The 18,931-nt window shown below is 62.7% G+C and carries 20 protein-coding genes; 4 read left to right on the forward strand and 16 right to left on the reverse strand.

The genetic code is table 11. The features are described 5' to 3' along the window. Window positions 1-112: 112 nt before the first annotated feature. From KO538_RS09160 to KO538_RS09170, 3 genes are read right to left on the reverse strand one after another with little or no spacing between them, the layout of a single operon-like run. Window positions 113-439: a barstar family protein gene (locus KO538_RS09160; RefSeq protein ID WP_219328091.1), complete on the reverse strand. Its 327-nt coding sequence runs from the start codon at window positions 437-439 to the stop codon at window positions 113-115. A 7-nt stretch (window positions 440-446) separates the two neighbouring features. Next, window positions 447-1,256 (reverse strand): 4-hydroxy-tetrahydrodipicolinate reductase, encoded by an 810-nt coding sequence (gene dapB, locus KO538_RS09165; RefSeq protein WP_034745720.1) that lies wholly within the window; start codon window positions 1,254-1,256, stop codon window positions 447-449. Between the two features lie 19 nt (window positions 1,257-1,275). Then, window positions 1,276-1,923, reverse strand: a complete 648-nt coding sequence (locus KO538_RS09170) for an outer membrane protein assembly factor BamE (RefSeq protein ID WP_257620275.1) — start codon at window positions 1,921-1,923, stop codon at window positions 1,276-1,278. Window positions 1,924-2,118: 195 nt separating this feature from the next. On the opposite strand from KO538_RS09170, the gene fur reads away from it, so the two are divergent. After that, window positions 2,119-2,550 (forward strand): ferric iron uptake transcriptional regulator, encoded by a 432-nt coding sequence (gene fur, locus KO538_RS09175; RefSeq protein WP_034745717.1) that lies wholly within the window; start codon window positions 2,119-2,121, stop codon window positions 2,548-2,550. Window positions 2,551-2,598: 48 nt separating this feature from the next. Here fur and hrcA read toward each other — a convergent pair whose 3' ends face one another. Both hrcA and KO538_RS09185 read right to left on the reverse strand, forming a co-directional pair. Then, complete coding sequence (gene hrcA / locus KO538_RS09180) at window positions 2,599-3,615, reverse strand: heat-inducible transcriptional repressor HrcA (RefSeq protein WP_034745713.1); 1,017 nt, start codon at window positions 3,613-3,615, stop codon at window positions 2,599-2,601. A 101-nt stretch (window positions 3,616-3,716) separates the two neighbouring features. Next, window positions 3,717-4,442 (reverse strand): HAD family hydrolase, encoded by a 726-nt coding sequence (locus KO538_RS09185; protein WP_034747630.1) that lies wholly within the window; start codon window positions 4,440-4,442, stop codon window positions 3,717-3,719. Window positions 4,443-4,686: 244 nt separating this feature from the next. Between KO538_RS09185 and KO538_RS09190 the strand changes: the two genes are divergently transcribed. Beyond that, complete coding sequence (locus KO538_RS09190) at window positions 4,687-5,286, forward strand: hypothetical protein (protein WP_034745710.1); 600 nt, start codon at window positions 4,687-4,689, stop codon at window positions 5,284-5,286. Between the two features lie 41 nt (window positions 5,287-5,327). Then, complete coding sequence (locus KO538_RS09195) at window positions 5,328-5,909, forward strand: hypothetical protein (RefSeq protein ID WP_034745706.1); 582 nt, start codon at window positions 5,328-5,330, stop codon at window positions 5,907-5,909. Between the two features lie 187 nt (window positions 5,910-6,096). Here KO538_RS09195 and mmsB read toward each other — a convergent pair whose 3' ends face one another. Genes mmsB through KO538_RS09220 form a run of 5 tightly spaced genes read right to left on the reverse strand, consistent with a single transcriptional unit; the run spans window position 6,097 to window position 11,619 of the window. Beyond that, a complete protein-coding gene (gene mmsB, locus KO538_RS09200) occupies window positions 6,097-6,999 on the reverse strand; it encodes a 3-hydroxyisobutyrate dehydrogenase (protein WP_034745702.1) in 903 nt (300 codons plus the stop codon). A gap of 24 nt (window positions 7,000-7,023) precedes the next feature. Further along, window positions 7,024-8,166, reverse strand: a complete 1,143-nt coding sequence (locus tag KO538_RS09205) for an enoyl-CoA hydratase/isomerase family protein (RefSeq protein WP_219328092.1) — start codon at window positions 8,164-8,166, stop codon at window positions 7,024-7,026. Then, window positions 8,159-8,944, reverse strand: coding sequence for an enoyl-CoA hydratase (locus tag KO538_RS09210; RefSeq protein WP_034745699.1), 786 nt, complete (start codon window positions 8,942-8,944; stop codon window positions 8,159-8,161). Before KO538_RS09210 ends, KO538_RS09205 begins: the two co-directional genes overlap by 8 nt. Beyond that, window positions 8,941-10,101 carry an acyl-CoA dehydrogenase family protein gene (locus KO538_RS09215; protein WP_034745696.1) on the reverse strand — a complete coding sequence of 387 codons (1,161 nt, stop codon included), beginning with the start codon at window positions 10,099-10,101 and terminating at the stop codon, window positions 8,941-8,943. The genes KO538_RS09210 and KO538_RS09215 overlap by 4 nt, the downstream gene beginning before the upstream one ends. Before the next feature lie 9 nt (window positions 10,102-10,110). Then, window positions 10,111-11,619: a CoA-acylating methylmalonate-semialdehyde dehydrogenase gene (locus tag KO538_RS09220; RefSeq protein WP_070302872.1), complete on the reverse strand. Its 1,509-nt coding sequence runs from the start codon at window positions 11,617-11,619 to the stop codon at window positions 10,111-10,113. 157 nt (window positions 11,620-11,776) lie between these two features. On the opposite strand from KO538_RS09220, the gene KO538_RS09225 reads away from it, so the two are divergent. Further along, on the forward strand, window positions 11,777-13,159 hold the full coding sequence (locus KO538_RS09225; RefSeq protein ID WP_070302871.1) for a short-chain fatty acyl-CoA regulator family protein: 1,383 nt from the start codon (window positions 11,777-11,779) through the stop codon (window positions 13,157-13,159). Between the two features lies 1 nt (window position 13,160). On the opposite strand, the gene KO538_RS09230 is transcribed toward KO538_RS09225, so the two are convergent. From KO538_RS09230 to KO538_RS09255, 6 genes are read right to left on the reverse strand one after another with little or no spacing between them, the layout of a single operon-like run. Next, window positions 13,161-14,216, reverse strand: a complete 1,056-nt coding sequence (locus KO538_RS09230) for an adenosine deaminase (RefSeq protein WP_219328093.1) — start codon at window positions 14,214-14,216, stop codon at window positions 13,161-13,163. A gap of 25 nt (window positions 14,217-14,241) precedes the next feature. Then, window positions 14,242-15,186: a nucleoside hydrolase gene (locus KO538_RS09235; RefSeq protein ID WP_257620239.1), complete on the reverse strand. Its 945-nt coding sequence runs from the start codon at window positions 15,184-15,186 to the stop codon at window positions 14,242-14,244. Between the two features lie 18 nt (window positions 15,187-15,204). Further along, on the reverse strand, window positions 15,205-16,236 hold the full coding sequence (locus tag KO538_RS09240; RefSeq protein WP_219328094.1) for an ABC transporter ATP-binding protein: 1,032 nt from the start codon (window positions 16,234-16,236) through the stop codon (window positions 15,205-15,207). Between the two features lie 13 nt (window positions 16,237-16,249). Then, window positions 16,250-17,029, reverse strand: coding sequence for an ABC transporter permease (locus KO538_RS09245; protein WP_034745682.1), 780 nt, complete (start codon window positions 17,027-17,029; stop codon window positions 16,250-16,252). Continuing rightward, window positions 17,026-17,865: an ABC transporter permease gene (locus KO538_RS09250; protein WP_219328095.1), complete on the reverse strand. Its 840-nt coding sequence runs from the start codon at window positions 17,863-17,865 to the stop codon at window positions 17,026-17,028. Before KO538_RS09250 ends, KO538_RS09245 begins: the two co-directional genes overlap by 4 nt. A gap of 21 nt (window positions 17,866-17,886) precedes the next feature. Next, on the reverse strand, window positions 17,887-18,909 hold the full coding sequence (locus KO538_RS09255; protein WP_257620240.1) for an ABC transporter substrate-binding protein: 1,023 nt from the start codon (window positions 18,907-18,909) through the stop codon (window positions 17,887-17,889). Window positions 18,910-18,931 lie beyond the last annotated feature (22 nt).

The following is an 18,931-nucleotide window of genomic DNA, read 5'->3' on the forward strand; positions in this document are numbered from 1 at the left end:
ATGGGAAGAACGTAGGTCGGATTAGCGCTTGCGCGTAATCCGACACCGCACCCAGCGCCAACAATGTTGTCGGATTACGGCCCGCAGGGCCTAATCCGACCTACGATTCTATTTACTTGAGTACCAGCTTCAACGCCGGCTTTTCGCCATAATCGTCATAGCGCTCATTGATACCGGCGATACAGAAGGTGATTTCTTCCAGTAAATCAGGTACTTGCGCCTTCATGCTTGCCGCATCCTGCACAACGATTTCCAGCACTTCGTTCGGCTTCAAACGGAACTGCGTCATGTTTTCGTCGTCGCGCAGGTAGCTGAGGCAATCGACCCAGGCATCCATGCTGTTGCCGTAGAACTCGGGAAAACCGAAGGCTTGCACGCATTGGGCGTGAAAACTCGCTTCGTCGCTGATGTCTTTTCCATTCAGGATGGCAGTGGCCATATCTTCCTCAGTTCTTCAGCGACAGCACATCCTGCATGTCGAACAGGCCGGTCGGTTTGTCGGCCAGGAAACGCGCGGCGCGCAGTGCGCCGTGGGCGTAGGTGACGCGGCTGCTCGACTTGTGGCTGATCTCGATGCGCTCACCGATGCCGGCAAACAGCACCGTATGGTCGCCGACGATATCGCCGCCGCGGATGGTGGCAAAGCCGATGGTTGACGGGTCGCGTTCGCCCGTTACGCCTTCGCGGCCGTACACGGCGCATTCCTTCAAGTCGCGGCCCAGGGCGCCGGCCACCACTTCACCCATTTGCAGGGCCGTGCCCGACGGCGCATCGACCTTGAAGCGGTGATGCGCTTCGATGATCTCGATATCGTAGCCTTCGGACAGGCTTTTCGCGGCCAGTTCCAGCAGCTTCATGGTGACGTTCACGCCCACGCTCATGTTCGGCGCGAACATGATGGCCGTCTTTTCGGCGGCGGCGGCAATAGCGGCCTTGCCCGCGTCATCGAAACCGGTGGTGCCGATGATCATCTTGACGCCGTGCTCGGCGCAATACGCCAGGTGCTGCAAAGTGCCTTCCGGACGCGTGAAGTCGATCAGGTAATCGGCGCCGGCCAGGCCGGTAGCCAGGTCGGACTCGATCAGCACGCCAGCAGGCTTGCCGAGGAAAGCGGCCGCATCCTGGCCGACGGACGGCGAACCGGCGCGGTCGAGCGCGCCAGCGAGCACGGCGTCGGGCGCGTTGCTGACCGCTTCGATCAGGATATGGCCCATGCGGCCGCTGGCGCCAGCGATGGCAATTTTCAGTTCAGTCATTTTATTCTCTTACAACAGCTTATTTGGTGGGTTCGGCAGCAGGTGCAGGTGCAGGTGCAGGCTCGGCGGCAGGCGCCGTTGCGGGTGCGGGTGCAACGTCAGGCTTACTCACAGGAATGGCAGGGGCGGCATCGGCTGGCACCGGCACGGCGCTTGGCGCCACCGGCAATGGCACGACGGCGGCAGGCACGTCGGCCTTGGCGACCTTGGCGAACGGCGACGGACCGGCGATACGGTCGATGTATTCTTTCTCCGTCGGCAAGTTGCCGCCTTCGAAACGTTCCACTTTACCATCCTTGCCGAAGTACACGACGACGCGGCTGCTGGTGGTTTCGCCACTGCCCCGGGCCAGGCGGAATGGGTAATCCCAGCGGTCGGCATGGAAGATATCGGTCAGCAGCGAGGTGCCGAGGACGAAGCGCACCTGGTCGCGCGTCATGCCCACTTTCAACTGGGCCAGCATCTCTTCGGAGACAAAGTTGCCTTGTTGAATGTCAGGACGATAGGGCGAGAAAAACCACATGAATTTTTGCAGCGGCGTAATAGTGGTCGTTTGTGCGCCCTGTTCGGGGACCAGTTCCTTGCCTTCTTTTTGAGCAGCTGCCGGCTTTTCGCCAAGGATGCCACGGCTGGCGCAGCCGGACATGGCCAGCGCGACACAGACCATGCCTGCCACGACTGGTGCTCGGAATGAAATACGGTGCCAGAGAGATGGCAATACAGCCGGTGTTACGCGCATAAATGACCTCAATTTGATGAACAAAACGCCAGGAGTGGCCGGCCTGCCAAAAAATGCATATTTTGGCACTCCCCGCTAAAACGCTATATGATAAAGCACCTGACCCACATACGAGCAACAAACATGAGTAACAATCCTAGTGATCTCAAGGCAAGCGGCCTGAAAGCCACCCTGCCACGGCTGAAGATACTCGATATCTTCCAGAGTAGCCCGGTACGCCACCTGACGGCGGAAGACGTCTACAAGATTCTGCTGGCCGATAATATGGATGTCGGCCTGGCAACTGTCTACCGCGTCCTGACCCAATTCGAACAGGCAGGCTTGCTCAACCGCAACCATTTTGAAACCGGCAAGGCGATTTTCGAACTCAACGAAGGCTCCCACCACGACCACCTGGTGTGCCTCGACTGTGGCCGGGTCGAAGAATTCTTCGACGAAGAAATCGAAATCCGCCAGCAAAAAGTGGCCGAAGAGCGCGGCTTCAAGATCGCCGAACACGCGCTGGCCATCTACGGCAACTGTACCAAGACGGCTTGCCCGCACAAAACCGCCTGATTCGTTCCGGCCGCTCCCATGGAGCGGCTGGCGCATCAGGCAGTACGATCAATGATGGCTGAGCGCGCTTGACAGCAACTTGGCCGTGATATCGACAATCGGGATGACGCGCTCGTAAGCCATGCGCGTCGGTCCGATCACTCCCAGCGTTCCCACGATCTTGCCGTTGACTTCATACGGCGCCGTCACCACGCTCATTTCATCCATCGGCACCAGGTTCGATTCGCCGCCGATGAAAATCTGCACGCCCGTCGCCTTGCTCGACACGTCGAGCAGCTGCATCAAGCCCGTTTTTTGCTCGAACATATCGAACATCTGGCGCAGCGAATGCATATTCGATGACAGATCGCTCACGCTGAGCAAGTTGCGCTCGCCGGAAATCACCATGTCGTCGCTATGGTCGGCCATCGCCTCGCTGCCAGCCTCCACGGCCGCCTGCATCAGGCTGCCCATGTCGTCGCGCAACTGGCGCAGCTCGCCCTGCAGGCGCACGCGCACGGCGTCGAATGACAGGCCGCCATAGTTCTGGTTGATGTAATTGGCCGATTGCACCAGTTGCGCCGGCGTATAGTCGGCCTCCGTCAGCAATAAACGGTTCTGCACGTCGCCGCCGGGCGCGACGATGACGAGCAGGATGCGTTTTTCGGACAGGCGCAGGAATTCGATTTGCTGGAACACGGATTCGCGGCGCGGGCTGAGCACGACGCCGGCAAACTGCGACAGCGACGACAGCATCTGCGCCGCGTTGGCGATGGTTTTTTGCGGCTGCGGCGTCTGCAGGCGCATGCGCGACTCCACCAGATGCTCGTCCAGATGCCGGACAGTCAGCAAGGTGTCGACAAAGATGCGGTAGCCACGCGGCGTGGGGATGCGTCCGGCCGAGGTATGCGGACTGGACACATAACCGAGCTCTTCCAGATCGGCCATGATGTTGCGGATCGTGGCTGGCGACAGGTCGAGGCCGGAAATTTTCGACAAGGCGCGCGAACCGACCGGCAGGCCGTCGGCGATATATCGCTCGACCAGGGCTTTCAGCAGTGTTTGGGCACGTGTATCGAGTTGCATGGTTTTTTATTAAGCAAGTATTTTGTTAAGCAAGCGGCAACGAAAGCGGCCGAACGTGCATCAACAGCGCCTATTATGCACGTTCGTCCGCCCGGCGGCGATCAATCTTCCAGTTGCCCCTGCAGCCACAGCAGCAATTCATCAAAGTTGGCGCAGATGGCGTCGGGCTGCACGCCGGCGGCCAGGTGGGCGTCGCTGCCCTTGCGGTTCATCCACACGGCACGCATGCCCGCCCCTTGCGCCCCCGTCACATCGAAATACAGATCGTCGCCGACATACACGGCTTCATGGGGCGCCACGCCCAGCGCGGCGCAACCGGCCAGGAAGATGCTGGCGTCGGGCTTGGCCACACCGAAATCGCTGGCGGCGATCGATACCTTGAAATGCTGCGCCAGGCCGATAATTTCAAGGTCCGCATTGCCATTCGAAATGGAGCCGACCAGCATGCGCTGGCCCATCCAGGCCAGGCCAGGCAAGACGTCGTCATACGGCTGGACGCGATGGCGCGCCGCCAGGAACTGCGCGATGGCGCCATCGACCAGGGCCGGATCCTCGCCGGCGGCCTCGAAGGCGGTCAGCAAGCCCGCGCGGCGCAACTCGATCAGGTTGCCATGAAAATGCGGTTGTTCATTGAGCATGGCCAGGCGGTGCTGGCGCAGCACCTCGATGGAAAACTGCTGCGCCACCTTGGGCGCATGCGTGGCCAGCCAGTCGTGCAGCAGGGTTTCGGCGGCGGCAATCACGGGCGCGATGGGCCACAGAGTATCGTCGAGGTCGAACAGGATGGCCTTGGGCGGCACGGCAGGTTTTACAGGAGCAAGGGACATGGGATTCACGGTGGATGCCGCGCCACAGTGCGCAGCCTGCATCTATTGTCGCACCGATCGCCGCCACCGGCATCGCTGCGCCCCCGTGAAATGGGGCCGGGCCAGCGCTTCCCGGCGAAAAATTGTTACAGGGTGATACAAGGCAAGATCATTCAGCTTGCCAGATAGACTAAAATAGGCGCCATTCCAATGCGGCGCCAGCGTCCGCGTTGCGCTACCCAACCTAATTCGTTTTGGAGAATGTATGAAAAATTTGTACCTGCGCTCGATGCTGGCGGCGGCTTGCGCCGTCACATTGGCAGCCTGCGGCGGCAGCGGCGGCAACCTGTATCTGAGTGGCCAAGTGTCCAATCTGGCAAAAGACGGCCTGATTCTCCTCAATGACGGCGAACGCTTGCCGGTCTCCGCAGGCCAGACCTCGTTTGTTTTCACCAAGCTGGTCAACACCGATGACCGCTACGACATCAGCATCGCACAACAGCCCAAAGGCGCCGTGTGCACGATTACCAATGGCGCAGGCAAGGCATCGAGCTATACCGTGACCACTGCCCTGGTGACTTGCACGACCAATACCTACCCGCTGAGCGGCACGATCACAGGCCTGACCGCCGACGGTTTGACCTTGGCCATTGGCAACGCCAGCACCAGCCCGCTGAAAGGCAGCACCAGCTATACGTTCCCGGCTGTCAATGACGGCATCGCCTACAATATTTCCATAGCGACGTATCCAGCGGGCCAGACGTGCAGTTTCGTGGGCTCTGCCAGCGCCAACGGCCGCGATGTCGTCGGCACCATGGGCTCAGCCGCCACGACCGGCGCCACACTGAACTGCACGGCGCAGTAAGCCACGCGATTCGTCACCACTATATTGGATTGGAGAAATACATGAAGTTATCCTGCCTGCGCCCACTCGCCGCGCTGCTGTTGACCCTGGGACTGGCTGCTTGCGGCGGCAAGGCCTCGTATGATGTCAGTGGCACCATCAGCAACTTGAACACCGACGGCCTGGTCCTGGCCAACGGCGGCGTCAATCTTCCGATTAAATCGGGCCAGACCTCGTTTACCTTTGCCAAGCGCATCGACTATGGCACCGACTACAACATCACCGTGCAGACCCAGCCAGCCCACATGACTTGCGCCATCAGTGGCGGGACCGGTTCGGCCGGTCATTACCTGAGCATCCAGGCAGCGGTCGTGTGCACGCAGAATAGCTACACGGTTGGCGGCACGGTGACTGGCCTGACAGCCGACGGCCTGGTCTTGATCAACGGCAATGCGCAAACCACGGTGGCCAAGGGCAGCACGACCTTCACCCTGGCATCGCGTGTTGCCGATGGCGACAAGTATGGCATCAGCGTATTTACCCAGCCAACCGGCTTGAAATGCAGCGTGGCGCCCAACACTGGCGTCGGCGTGATGGGCGAAGCGAACGTGACCACCGTGCAGATCGCCTGCAATCCGGGCTAACGCTGTGGCGCTGGCAGCCGCGACGCGGCTGCCAGGAAGAGATATCACTGAAGAATATAGTTGATATTCGAAAGATAAATTGGAGTTATATGTGGCGATGCAGCATAATGCATCTGTCTCCTCCAACTCTTCCAAGAATTGGATTTAGCCCGCTTTTACCAGCGGGCTTTTTTTTGCCCAAAATTCCTCAAGCGGGTTTATTCAAGTCCGGCTGCAGCATCTGCACGATGCTGGAGAAATCCTGCTGCGCATAACCGGCTTGCGCATGCATCTGGTACAACTGGCGCACCAGCCCGCCCAACGGCGTGGGCGCGTTCGCCGACAGGGCCGACTGCTGCGCCAGGCCCAGGTCTTTCAGCATCAGCGCCGTGCCGAAGCCGCCCGTGTAATTGCGCGACGCGGGCGTGCCGTCCATGACACCGGGCCACGGGTTGTACACTTCCAGGGTCCAGTTGCGGCCCGAACTCTTGGCCATGATGTCGGACAAGACTTTCGGATCGAGGCCATGCGCCACGCCGAGGTTCAGCGCCTCGGCCGTACCGGCCATTAAGATACCCAGCAGCATGTTGTTGCAAATCTTCGCTACCTGGCCCGCACCCGCCTCGCCCGCATGGAAGATGTTCTTGCCCATCTTTTCCAGTAATGGACGCGCCTGCTGCAAGGCCGCTTCGCTGCCGCCGACGATGAACGTCAGGGTGCCGGCCGCCGCGCCCGCCGTGCCGCCCGAGACGGGCGCATCGATCATGGCAAAGCCCCGCTCGCTGGCCGCCTGCGCCACTTGCCGTGCCACGTCGGCCGCGATGGTGCTGCAATCGATGAACAGGGCGCCGGGCTTGGCCGAATCAAGCACGCCGCCAGCCGCCAGGTACAGCTCCTGCACGTGCTTGTTGGCTGGCAGCATGGTGATGACGGCGTCGGCCGTCTGTACGGCCGCGCTGGCGGAAGCAGCCGCCGTGGCGCCCGCTTCAACGAGGGATGCGACGGCTGCTGGCGCCAGGTCGAAGACGGACACGTGGAAGCCGGCGGCCACCAGGTTGCGGGCCATCGGCGCGCCCATGTTGCCCAGGCCGATGAAAGCGATATGTTGCATTTTTTAAAGTCTCCTGTTGTTCTTTTAATGCAGGTCGCGCAAAGGATGGCTATCCCATGGCGCCGCGAAATATTCATTCAGATACGCATCGCCGACCTCGGCCAGGCTGGCCGGCTGCCACTGTGGCGCGTTGTCCTTGTCGATCAGCAAGGCGCGCACGCCTTCGCTGAAGTCCGCATGGGCGCAGCATTGCACGGCCACGATCAATTCCAGCTGGAACACTTGCGCCAAGCTCATGTGGCGTGTGCGGTCGCGCATGGCCCAGACCAAAGCGGCGGAAGTGGGCGCGCCCTTGTCCAGCGAGTGGGCCGCCTTTTGCAGCCAGGCCGACTCGCCGTCATACGCGGCAATGGCGGCCACCACTTCGGGCAAGGTGGGCGCTTGCGTCAAGGCGGCGATGGCGTCGAAGTTGGCGCGCACTTCGGAGACGGGCAGCATGGAGGCTGGCGCCGAGAAGCCGCGCAGCAAGCGGTCCAGCTGCTCGCCGTTCGTCTGCGGGCTGGCTTGCCATTGCGCCAGCGCCAGCGAGTCGAGCACCATGGCGCGCTCTTCCTGGCGCAGGAAATAGTCGCCGAGCCCTGTGAACAGGGCGTCGGCCGCGTTCATCGGCGCGCCCGTCAAGCCCAGGAACAGGCCGCTGCGGCCCGGCATGCGGCCCAGGAACCAGCTGCCGCCCACGTCCGGGAACAGGCCGATCGTGATTTCCGGCATGGCGATGCGCGTGCTTTCCGTTACGACACGGTGACTGGCGCCCGCCATCAGACCCAGGCCGCCACCCATGACGATGCCGCCGCCCCACACGAGCAGCGGCTTCACGTACGTATGGATGCGGTGGTCGAGCCGGTATTCCTCGGCAAAGAAGGCCAGCGCCTGCGGGTTCGGCACGACGCCCGGTTGCTCGGCAACTGCCGAACGCAGGCTGCGCACGTCGCCACCCGCGCAAAAGGCCTTGTCGGTCGACGAGTGCAGCACCACGCAGGCGATGGCGTCGTCACTGGCCCAGCGCACGAGGGCGCCATCGATGGCGCGTATCATGTCCAGGGTCAGCGCATGCAGGGATTTGGGCGCATCGAGGGTGATGACACCCAGCTTCATGCCGCCGGGACAATCGCGCTCCTCGATCTTCACCGTATCAATCAGGGTGCTTTCAGCCAAGATTTCAGCCATTGCGCCACTCCGCCGGACGTTTTTCCAGGAACGCTTGCACGCCCTCTTTCTGGTCTTGCGTATCGAACAGGCCCAGGAACAGGGTGCGTTCGTCGGGCAAGGAGTTGACCAATGGATGGCTGCGCGCGCCCTGGATCAGGGTCTTGCACGCCGTCACGCTGCTGGGGCTTTGGCGCGCCACCTTGGCGGCCAGGGCCAGCGCCGTGGCGGCAGCCTTGCCGGTTGGCACGACTTCTTCGACGAGGCCGATGGCCAGGGCCTTGGCTGCATCGACCCGCTCGCCGCATAAAATCATGCGCTTGGCCCAGCCTTCGCCCACCAGCCATGGCAGGTGCTGCGTGCCGCCCGCGCACGGCAGCAGGCCGACGGATGCTTCCGGCAAGGCCATCTGCGCGTGCTCCTCCGCGATGCGGATGTCGCAGGCCAGCGCGCATTCGAGCCCGCCGCCCATGGCATAGCCATTGATGGCGGCGATGCTGACGCCGCGAAACGCGGACAATGCCTCGAACGCCTCGCCAAACGCGGCGGCCATGGCAAACGCCGTGTCCTTGTTACCATCGGCAAACACGTTCAAGTCGGCGCCGGCCGAGAAGAACTTGGCGCCGCCCCCCGTAATCACGAGCGCATACACGTCCGGGTCGGCATTCAGGTCGGCCACCAGCTGCGTCAGCCCGTTCAGGCTGGCCAGGGTCCACGTGTGGGCCGGAGGATTATCGAGGGTCACCAGGGCCGTGTGGCCACGGCGTTCCAGCAGTAAATTTGTATACACTTTGCTCATCGTAAGGTCTCCGTGGCGCCGTCTTTCAAAATCGCTCGCGCGACGATCAGGCGCATGATTTCATTCGTCCCTTCCAGGATCTGATGCACCCGCGTGTCGCGCACATGGCGCTCGAGCGGGTACTCGCGGATGTAGCCGTAGCCGCCATGCAATTGCAGCGCATCGTTGGCCACATTGAAACCCACGTCCGTGGCGAATCGTTTGGCCATGGCACAATACGCCGTGGCGTCCGGGCTTTCCTGGTCCAGTTTCCAGGCCGCCAGGCGCACCATCTGGCGCGCCGCCACCAGTTCCGTCAGCATGTCGGCCAGCTTGAATTGCAGGGCCTGGAACTGCGCCAGCTCGCGGCCAAACTGCGTGCGCTCCTTCATGTACGCTTGCGCGCGCGTGAGGGCCGCCTGCGCCGTGCCCACCGAGCACACGGCGATATTGATGCGCCCGCCATCGATGCCCTTCATGGCAATGGTAAAGCCTTCGCCTTCCGCGCCCAGCAAGTTACCTACAGGAACTCTTACCTGGTCGAAGCTGATGATGCGCGTGGGCTGGCTGTTCCAGCCCATCTTTTCTTCCTTCTTGCCATACACGATGCCGGGCAAATTGGCCGGCACGGCAAACGCGGAGATGCCGGCCGCGCCCTCGCCGCCCGTGCGTGCCATGACGATCAGCATGTCCGTCTGGCCCGCGCCCGAAATGAAGGCCTTGGTTCCATCCAGCACATAGAAATCGCCATCCTTCACGGCTTTCGTGCGCAAGGACGCCGCGTCGGAGCCCGATTGCGGTTCCGTCAGGCAATAGCTGGCCAGCTTCTGGCCGGCAGCCAGGGCCGGCACCCATTCGTCGCACAGGGCTTCCTGGCCCCAGCGCGACAGCATCCACGTGGCCATGTTGTGGATCGTGATGTAAGCCGTGGTCGAAGTGCAGCCCCCGGCCAGCTCCTCGAAGACGATGGCCGCATCCTGGCGGCTCAAGCCCAGGCCGCCCCAGCGCTGCGGCGTGTACAAGCCGCAAAAGCCCATCTCGCCCGCCTTGGCGATAGTTTCCACGGGAAAGATCGATTCCGCGTCCCAATGGGCCGCATGCGGCGCCAGTTCCCCTTCGGCAAACGCGCGCGCCGCCTGCTGGAACTCGCGCTGCTCGTCGCTCAGTTCAAAGTCCATGCCAGCTCCTTATTTGAGGCTGATGGTCGTGTTGACCTTGCCCACCGAGGCCGCATCCGTGAACCAGCGCTGGGTAATCGTTTGCGTCTGCGTGTAGAACAGCACGACTTGCTTGCCGAACGGGCCCAGGTCGCCCAGCTTGGAGCCGCGCGAACCCGTAAAGCTGAACAGGGGAACGGGCACAGGAATGGGCACGTTGATGCCGACCTGGCCCACGTCGATTTCTTCCTGGAAGTAACGCGCGGCCGCGCCGCTTTGCGTAAACAGCGCCGTGCCGTTGCCGTTCGGATTCGCGTTCACGAGAGCAATCGCTTCATCCAGGGTATCGACTTCGACGACGATCAGGACGGGGCCAAAGATTTCCTGGTCATACACGACCATGCCGGGTTTCACGCCGGACAGAATCGTCGGTCCCACGAAGTTGCCGTTCGGGTAGCCATCGACCTTGACGTCGCGGCCATCGAGAGTCAAGACGGCGCCCTGTTCGATGCCCTTGGCAACGAGGCTGTGCACGCGCTCCTTGGCTGCGCAGGAAATGACGGGACCGAGGTCCGGATTGTCCTTGCCCGCACCGACGCTCAAGCCTTGCGCCTTGGCGGCCAGTTCCGGCAACCATTCGCGCGCTTCGCCCACCAGCACGGCGACCGAGGCGGCCATGCAGCGCTGGCCGGCCGCGCCGAAACCCGCACCCAGCAACTGGTTCAAGGTCTGTTCTTTATTTGCATCCGGCAAGACGACGGCATGGTTCTTGGCGCCCATCATGCATTGCGCGCGCTTGCCGTTCAGGCTGGCGCGCTGGTACACATGCGTGCCCACCTTGCTGGAGCCAACAAACGAGATCGCCTTGATGTCCGGATGGTCGCACAGGGCGTTGACGACGTCTTCGCCGCCGTGGATCACGTTCAGCACGCCGGCAGGAATACCCGCCTGCAAGGCCAGGCGCACGAGTTTTTCCGTCACGAGCGGGTCTTGCTCCGATGGTTTCAGCACGAAAGTATTGCCGCAGGCAATTGCCATCGGGAACATCCACAGCGGGATCATGGCGGGGAAATTGAACGGGGTAATGCCGGCGCACACACCCAGCGGCTGCATCACGCTGTAGGTATCGACGCCGCCGGCCACGTTTTGCGCGTATTCGCCCATTTGCAGGGTGCCGATATTGGCCGCGTGTTCCACCACTTCCAGGCCACGGAAGACGTCGCCTTCCGCGTCGAGCAGGGTCTTGCCCTGTTCCATCGTCAGGGTGGCGGCCAGGTCGGACATGTTTTCGCGGATCAGCTGTTGCAATTTGAGGAAAATGCGGGCGCGCGCGCCGATCGGCGTCTTGCGCCAGGTCTTGAAGGCGCGCTGGGCCGAGGCGATGGCCGCGTTGACTTCGTCCGGGGTAGCGAACGGCACCTTGGCCAGGACTTCCTGCGTGGCGGGGTTGACGACGTCGCGCCAGATGGTGGTCTGGGATTCAACCCACTCGCCGTTGATCAAGAGGGGAACGGTCGGAATAGCGTTTTGCGTGGTCACTCGGTGTCTCCTTGTGTGGGTATAAGTCTGTTTGCATTATTCGCACAATCGCCGCCGCGAACAAGGCGTGAAAATGCGAGATAATGCAAAGCTGAATCTGTTAATCTGCAAAGATTGTAAATTTGCAGATTCCACAAACCGGGGAAGAGGAAACGCGATGGCAAAGGTTTTCATGGGTGTGCGCCTGCAGCGGCTGCGCGAGGAACGGCGCATGACGCAGGTGGCGCTGGCCAAGTCCCTGGGCATCTCGCCCAGCTACCTGAACCAGATGGAGCGCAACCAGCGCCCGCTGACGGTGCCGATTTTGCTGCGCATCGGCACGGTGCTGGGCGTCGATCCGCAAATCTTTTCCGAACACGACAGCGCCAGCCTCGTGGCCGACGTGCGCGACGTGTTCGGCGAATTGCCCGACGCGCCGCCCACCTCGATGGCCGAACTCAAGATGCTGGTGGAAAACATGCCGGAACTGGCCCGCTCGATCTTGCTCTTGCAGCGGCGCTACCGCGTGATGGCGGAGCGGGCCGATACGCTGGCCGCGCGCCTCGACGACGGCAGCCGCGGCGCCAGCTCGGCGGCACCGTCCACGGACGAGGAAGTGCGCGAATACCTGAACCGGCGGCAAAACTATATCGATGAGCTGGACCGGGCGGCGGAGCTCGTGGCCGGCGAATTCGATCCCGCCCTGCGCACGCTCGACGCGCTGCAAGGCCGGCTGCTGGAACGCCACGGTATCGAAGTGCGCTTGTCCGATGGCGACGCGGGCATGGTGCGCAAGCACCGCTACGACGCCCAGCAACAGATTTTATGGCTGCCCGACACCCTGACGGGCGGCCAGCGCGCCTTCCAGATGGCGGCGCAAATCAGCCTGCTCGAACACAGCGACCTGATCGACGCTCTCGTGCTGGCGGCAGGATTGTCCGGCGCGGCCGCGCAAACGGGCGCGCGCCTGGCTTTCTCGAATTATTTTGCGGGCGCCCTGCTGATGCCGTACCAGCGCTTCCTGCAGGCGGCGGAAACGCGCGCCTACGATATCGAGCGTCTGGCGCACCAGTTCGGCGTGGGTTTCGAAGCCGTCTGCCACCGCCTGAGCACCATGCAGCGCCCGGATGCGGCGGGATTGCCGTTTTTCTTCGTGCGCGTCGACCGGGCCGGCAATGTCTCGAAGCGCCAGTCGGCCACGGACTTTCATTTCTCAAGAGTGGGCGGCACGTGCCCGCTGTGGATCGTCTACGACGCCTTCAGCCATCCGGGCCAGGTGCTCACGCAAGTGGCCAGCATGCCGGACGGCTGCACCTATCTGTGGATCGCGCGCCAGGTCAGCACGGCGTCGCCTGGCTTCCGCGCGCCCGGCAAGACGTTTGCCGTGGCGCTGGGCTGCGACATCTCGCAGGCGCACCGCTTGATCTATTCGAAGGGACTCGATCTGCACGACCCTTCCAGCGCCACGCCGATCGGCACGGGCTGCAAGGTGTGCGAGCGCCAAAGCTGCCCGCAGCGGGCGTTTCCGTCGCTGCTGGCACCGCCGCCAGCATCAGCCTGATTTATTCGGCGACCCGGGCGCGCAGCGCGTCGAATTCGCGCGCAAACTCCGCGCGCCAGTCGCGCCGCGTGCTCTCGTCTATCCAGGCCGCGTCCAGGCCATTCAACATGAAGCCGCGCATGTCGTCGAGGCCAAAGCCGAATTCGCGCATCATCATCCAGGCGCCCGTCGGCGTCACGTGGTGCAGGGTCGGATCATCCGTATTCGGATGCAGTTTCAATCCCAGCTTGGCCATGGCGCGGATCGGGTGATCGAGGGCCCAGCGCTCGGGCGCCAGGGTGCGCAAGTAATAGGAATTGGTCGGCACGACCGTAAACACGAGACCGCGCTCCACGCAACGTTGCGCCAGTTCCGGATTGTCGACAATCGTGTAGCCATGGTCGATCCTGTCCACCTTCAATTCGTCTATCGCCGTCTCCACGTTCATCCACGGCATGCCGAATTCGCCCGCATGCGCCGTGCATTTGAAGCCGGCTGCGCGCGCGGCGCGGTAGGCTTCGATGAACAACTCTGGCGGGCGGTCGTTTTCGCGGTAGTCGATGCCGATGCCGATGACTTCCGGCGCGCGATAGGCCTTCATCCACTCCACCATCTGCACGGCTTCGGCGGGAGCCGCTTCGCGGTCGATGCTGGGGATCAAACGGCCGATCACGCCGAAGTCGCGTTGCGCGTCGCGGATGGCGGCCACGATGGCGTCTTGCGCCGATTCATAGCGGATGCCCGACACGCGCACGGTGCCGGTCGGGTTCCAGAAGAACTCCGCATAGCGCACGCCGTGGCCATGCGCGTCTTCCAGGTATTCGTAGGCCAGGCAATACAGGTCGGTCGGCGAGACGATCAGATGCGCGTCGAGCGCGCGCAGCACGCGCAGCACGCCGACGGGCTTGTCGCCACGCGTGTAGAACGAGTCGATTTCCTCGGGGGTGACGACATTGCGCGTCTTGGCGGCCAGCGCGCGGAAGGTTGCCTGGCGCACCGTGCCGAACAAATGACAATGCAGCTCCACTTTCGGCATGGCGCGTAAAAACTGTTCGATGCTCAGGGGGGAATTAGACATGAAGCTCGTTTCGTAATGGAGTGGATCAGGCGAGAATGCCGGCCAGGCGCCGCATCAACAGTGCGATGGCGGCCGGGCCGTCGGCCAGCATCGCCACCTGCGTGTTGATGGGCGCGCGGCGCGGCACGCGGAACTCGCACACCGTCATACCGCGCGTCAGTTCGCCCGTCAATTCGATGGCCACGTGGGCGCTCTGGAACTGGAACAGCTGCGGCGCTTCCAGGTACAGGGCCACCACGGGGTCGTACATGGGCATGGGTACGGAACCGTCGGCGCTGCGGATGCGCACGTACGCTTCCAGGTAGCCGGCCAGACGCTGCGCGCGCGGCGTGCCGATGGCGCGCAGCTGCCGCACTTCCCCATTCGTCACCAGCAGTTGGCGGCACAGGTTCAAGCCGAACATGCGCAGCGGGATGCCGGCCTGGAACACCTGGGCGGCCGCTTCCGGGTCCGCATAGATATTGAATTCGGCCGCCGCCGTGTGGTTGCCCTGGTCGGTCGAGCCGCCCATCAGGATGATCTCGACGATTTTTTCCGCGATGTCGGGCGCCTTGGCCAGCGCGGTTGCGATATTCGTCATCGGCGCAATCGCCATGATGGTGATCTGGCCAGGGTGGGCGCGCACGGCGGCGATCAGCGCGTCGACGGCGTGGCCGGCAGCGTCCGTGGCCGCGCCGGGCGGCAGGATCTCGCCCGTCGTCGGCATGCCGCTGTCGCCGAGGATGCGCTGCGCCGTTTCGATGACGCCGGCCAGCGGCTGGTCGCAGCCGCGGTAGATGGGCACCGTCAAGCCATCATGGGCCTTGATGCGCAAGGCGTTGTCGTAGGTGATGTCGACGGGCGCATTGCCCGCCACCACGCTCACGCCCAGCCACTCGATGCCGGGATTGCTGCCCAGGAGCAGCATCGTCAGCCAGTCGTCGAAACCGGGATCGGTATCGAGCCAGATCTTTTTCAAGGGTTTGTCCATGATGGTTTCCAGTCGAAGTTAGGCACCCAGCCACAAGGCGCTGTCGGCAGGCAGCACGAAGGACACAGCCGTGCCTTCGCGCCAGGCGGCGCCGCCTGCCGCGCAAATGCCCTTGACCTGGCCCAGCGGCGTTTGCAACAGGTATTCGACGGTGTCGCCCAGGAAGCCGCGTGCCAGCACGGTGCCCGGGTATTGGCCTGCAACGTCATCCGATGCGCAGACGCGCACCTTGTCCGGACGCCAGCCCAGCACCGTGGTGCCGGCGGCGACGGGAGACGTGTACGGCAGGCTGGCGCCCGCGTGGTGCAGCGCGCCGTCGCGGTAGTCGAACAGGTTTTCAAAACCCATGAAGTTGGCGACAAAACGCGTCGACGGCGTGTTGAACACGGCTTCCGGCGCGGCCAGCTGCTCGATTCGCCCGCCGTTCATGACGACGATGCGGTCGGACAGGGCCAGCGCTTCTTCCTGGTCATGCGTCACGTACAGCATGGTGATGCCCAGTTCGCGCTGGATGCGGCGCAGCTCGGCGCGCATCTGCACGCGCAGCTTGGCGTCCAGGTTCGACAACGGTTCATCGAGCAGCAGCAGGGCCGGTTCGACGACGATGGCGCGCGCCAGCGCCACGCGCTGCTGCTGGCCGCCCGACATCTGCGCCGGCAAGCGCGTTTCAAAACCCGTCAGGCCCACGGCGGCGATCACGGCTTCCACTTTCGTTTTCAGCAGGGCCGGTGCGACCTTGCGCAGGCGCAAACCAAACGCGATGTTGTCGTACACGTTCAGGTGCGGGAACAGCGCATACGACTGGAACACCATGCCGATATTGCGCTTGTTCGGCGCCAGCTTGCCGATCTCGCGGCCGTCGAGCACGATGCGTCCTGACTGCAGCGGCATCAGGCCGGCAATCGCGCGCATGGTGGTGGTCTTGCCGCAGCCGCTGGGGCCCAGCAGGGAGATCAGTTCGCCCTGCTCGACGTGCAGGTCCAGGTCTTTCACGGACGTCGTGTTCTTCGCGTAGCCGAGGTTCAGCTTGTGCAGTTCCAGATAACTCATGGTGTGTTGCCTCTTACATGTATTTAGAAATGCCCAGCACCTTCTCGGTCACCATCACGAAGGCCATGGTGAACAAGACCAGCAAGGTCGACAGGGCAGCGATCGATGGATCGAAGCTGTTTTCCATATGGCCCAGCATCTCGATCGGCAAGGTGCTGATGCCGGGCCCCGTGAGGAACAGCGACACGGGCACCTGGTTGAACGAGGTGACGAAGGCGAGGAAGAAGGCGGCGATCACGGCGTTGCGGATATTCGGCAGCACGATCATGAAAAACGCCCGCAGGCGCGACGCGCCCAGGGTGATGGCGGCATCCTCGATATCCACGCGCAAATTCACCAGGCTGGCGTACACGACGCGCACCGAATACGGAATCAACAGCGCGATGTGGCCGATCAGCAGGCCCACGTAGACGGGCGCGTTAATCGTCAGCACCAGGTGGTGCAGCAAGCCCAGACCGACGAGGATGGCGGGAATGATCAGCGGCGACGTCAGCACCTGGCGGATGGCGCCGATGCCCGGTGGCGGCATGCGCGAAAACGCGTACGCGACGGGTATGCCCAGCAGCAGCGCGATGACGGTCGCGATCAGGCCGATTTCCAGGCTGGTCTGGAAGGCACGGCGGAACTCGGGCGCCGACCACACTTCGATGATCCAGCGCAGCGAGTACGACTCGGGCGGGAAGGCCAGCGTCTCGCCGCCGGAAAAGCCTGCCAGCACAACGATGGCGAAAGGCCCCAGCAGGAACAGGAACACCAGCCATAAAACGGCACGCGAAAAGAGGCTTTCTTTCATACGGAACTCCGGCTCGAGGAAATACGTTTAAGGCCGGCGTTGACCAGCAGGGTCATGCAGACGAGGATGACGGCGATGACATTCGCCGCGCCAAAATCGCTCTCCACGCTGACCTTCTGGTACAGCAGCGTTTCCAGCATCAGCACCTTGGTGCCGCCCAGCAGGGCCGGCGTCACGTAGGCCGTCACGCAGCCCGTAAATACGAGCGTGCCGCCCACGACCAGGCCTTCCTGCGTCAGCGGCAAGGTGACCTTGCAAAACACTTGCCATGGATTGGCGCCCAGGGTGGCGGCAGCCGGTTCCACGTCGCGCGGCAGGTTTTCCAGCGCGCCCGCCAAGGACATCAGCATCAGCGGCAGCAGCAATTGCAGCAGGCCGACAAAGACGGCAAATTCGCTGAACAGCAAACGCAGCGGCTCTTCCGTGAAGCCCATGTTGACGAGTGCCGCGTTGACGGCGCCGTTACGGCCCAGCAGCACGATCCAGGCGTAGGTACGCGCAATCGGCGAGACCATCAGCGGCAAGATCATCATGCCCACCACCAGGCCGCGCCACTTCGGCGACACGCGCGCCACGGCTTGCGCGGCCGGGTAGCCAAGGATAATGGCCGCCAGGGTCACCAGCGCGGCAATACGCAGGGTGCGCCAGAAGATGGTGCAGTTGAATTCCTGCGAGAAGAAGTCGACGAAGCGGTCGACGCCCCACTGCATGCCGTCGCCGACGCGGAAGGCGTCGACCAGCAAGGCCAGCACGGGCAGCAGGAAGCAGACGACGATGAAGATCAGCGCCGGCAGGACCAGCAGCAGTCCCAGGCGCTTTTTTGGATCAGCAAACATGGTGTTCTCTCCTCGTCACCACTATTTGCTCATGGCCTTGTTCCACTGCGTCATCCAGTTGCTGCGCTGTTTGATGATGGTTTCCGGCTTGACGAATTTCAGCGAATTGATCTGGTCGGCGCCATAGGTATTGAATTGCGCGGCCGCCACGGACAGGCGCACGTCCTTGTTGACGGGCGAGTCGACCAGGTTGGTGGCCAGCTGCGTCTGCACTTCCTTGGACAGCCAGAAATCCATCAGCTGGTAGGCCAGGTCCGCATTCTTCGAACCGGCGACGATGCCCATCACGTTCATGCCGGCCGCCTGGCCTTCGGCCGGGATGCTCCATTTCAGGGGCAGGCCCGTCTTGAGCATTTGCGACCACGTAAAGCGCGCCACGGGCGCGGCCCAGATTTCATCCTGGGCGAACAGAGCCGCCAGCTGCGCGCTGTTTTTCGAGAACGTGACGACGTTGCCCTTCATGCCGACGATCTTCGCAAAGCCGGTCGCGTAGTCGTCCGTCTTGCCGCCCCAGGCCGCATCGGCCATGCGCAGCATCAGCGGGCCCTGCGTGGTGCTCACGTCGGGGAAGGCCACGCGGCCTTTCAGTTCGGGGCGCCACAAGTCCTTCCACGACGTCAGCGGGGCGATCTTGTCGCTGCGATACACTAGGCCCACGGAATACAGCGTGTAGCCGACGGCGTAGTTGCCGCCGATGGGGTTTTTCGCCATGTCGTACAAGGCTTTGTAATTGCTCAGCTTGGAGTAATCCATGGGCTGGATCACGCCCTTTTGCGCCGCTTCCAGCATGCCGGAATCGGACAGCAGCACCAGGTCGATCACCGGATTCTTGGCGTGCACCACCAGCTTGGCGATGCGGTCCGCGTTATTCCCCGTTTCCACCTTGATATCGCAACCGCATTTGGCCTTGAACGGCTCGTACACATACTTCATGAACAAGGGCTGGGCAATCGGATAGGCCGAAATGACCAGCTCGCGTTTTTCCGCGTGAGCGGCGTTAGCCAGCAAGCCTAGGCTCAACGCCAACATGAGGTGCTTTTTCAAGATGCTTCCTTTCAGGGGACGG

Source organism: Janthinobacterium sp. NKUCC08_JDC (assembly GCF_019345575.1).
GTDB classification, from domain to species: Bacteria; Pseudomonadota; Gammaproteobacteria; order Burkholderiales; family Burkholderiaceae_D; genus Janthinobacterium; species Janthinobacterium aestuarii.

What these genes read in the sequence shown, in the direction of transcription:
- KO538_RS09160 (WP_219328091.1), bottom strand. Translation starts at nt 439, where the DNA reads ATGGCCACTGCCATCCTGAATGGAAAAGACATCAGCGACGAAGCGAGT.
- dapB (WP_034745720.1), bottom strand. Translation starts at nt 1,256, where the DNA reads ATGACTGAACTGAAAATTGCCATCGCTGGCGCCAGCGGCCGCATGGGC.
- KO538_RS09170 (WP_257620275.1), bottom strand. Translation starts at nt 1,923, where the DNA reads ATGGTCTGTGTCGCGCTGGCCATGTCCGGCTGCGCCAGCCGTGGCATC.
- fur (WP_034745717.1), top strand. Translation starts at nt 2,119, where the DNA reads ATGAGTAACAATCCTAGTGATCTCAAGGCAAGCGGCCTGAAAGCCACC.
- hrcA (WP_034745713.1), bottom strand. Translation starts at nt 3,615, where the DNA reads ATGCAACTCGATACACGTGCCCAAACACTGCTGAAAGCCCTGGTCGAG.
- KO538_RS09185 (WP_034747630.1), bottom strand. Translation starts at nt 4,442, where the DNA reads ATGTCCCTTGCTCCTGTAAAACCTGCCGTGCCGCCCAAGGCCATCCTG.
- KO538_RS09190 (WP_034745710.1), top strand. Translation starts at nt 4,687, where the DNA reads ATGAAAAATTTGTACCTGCGCTCGATGCTGGCGGCGGCTTGCGCCGTC.
- KO538_RS09195 (WP_034745706.1), top strand. Translation starts at nt 5,328, where the DNA reads ATGAAGTTATCCTGCCTGCGCCCACTCGCCGCGCTGCTGTTGACCCTG.
- mmsB (WP_034745702.1), bottom strand. Translation starts at nt 6,999, where the DNA reads ATGCAACATATCGCTTTCATCGGCCTGGGCAACATGGGCGCGCCGATG.
- KO538_RS09205 (WP_219328092.1), bottom strand. Translation starts at nt 8,166, where the DNA reads ATGGCTGAAATCTTGGCTGAAAGCACCCTGATTGATACGGTGAAGATC.
- KO538_RS09210 (WP_034745699.1), bottom strand. Translation starts at nt 8,944, where the DNA reads ATGAGCAAAGTGTATACAAATTTACTGCTGGAACGCCGTGGCCACACG.
- KO538_RS09215 (WP_034745696.1), bottom strand. Translation starts at nt 10,101, where the DNA reads ATGGACTTTGAACTGAGCGACGAGCAGCGCGAGTTCCAGCAGGCGGCG.
- KO538_RS09225 (WP_070302871.1), top strand. Translation starts at nt 11,777, where the DNA reads ATGGCAAAGGTTTTCATGGGTGTGCGCCTGCAGCGGCTGCGCGAGGAA.
- KO538_RS09230 (WP_219328093.1), bottom strand. Translation starts at nt 14,216, where the DNA reads ATGTCTAATTCCCCCCTGAGCATCGAACAGTTTTTACGCGCCATGCCG.
- KO538_RS09235 (WP_257620239.1), bottom strand. Translation starts at nt 15,186, where the DNA reads ATGGACAAACCCTTGAAAAAGATCTGGCTCGATACCGATCCCGGTTTC.
- KO538_RS09240 (WP_219328094.1), bottom strand. Translation starts at nt 16,236, where the DNA reads ATGAGTTATCTGGAACTGCACAAGCTGAACCTCGGCTACGCGAAGAAC.
- KO538_RS09245 (WP_034745682.1), bottom strand. Translation starts at nt 17,029, where the DNA reads ATGAAAGAAAGCCTCTTTTCGCGTGCCGTTTTATGGCTGGTGTTCCTG.
- KO538_RS09250 (WP_219328095.1), bottom strand. Translation starts at nt 17,865, where the DNA reads ATGTTTGCTGATCCAAAAAAGCGCCTGGGACTGCTGCTGGTCCTGCCG.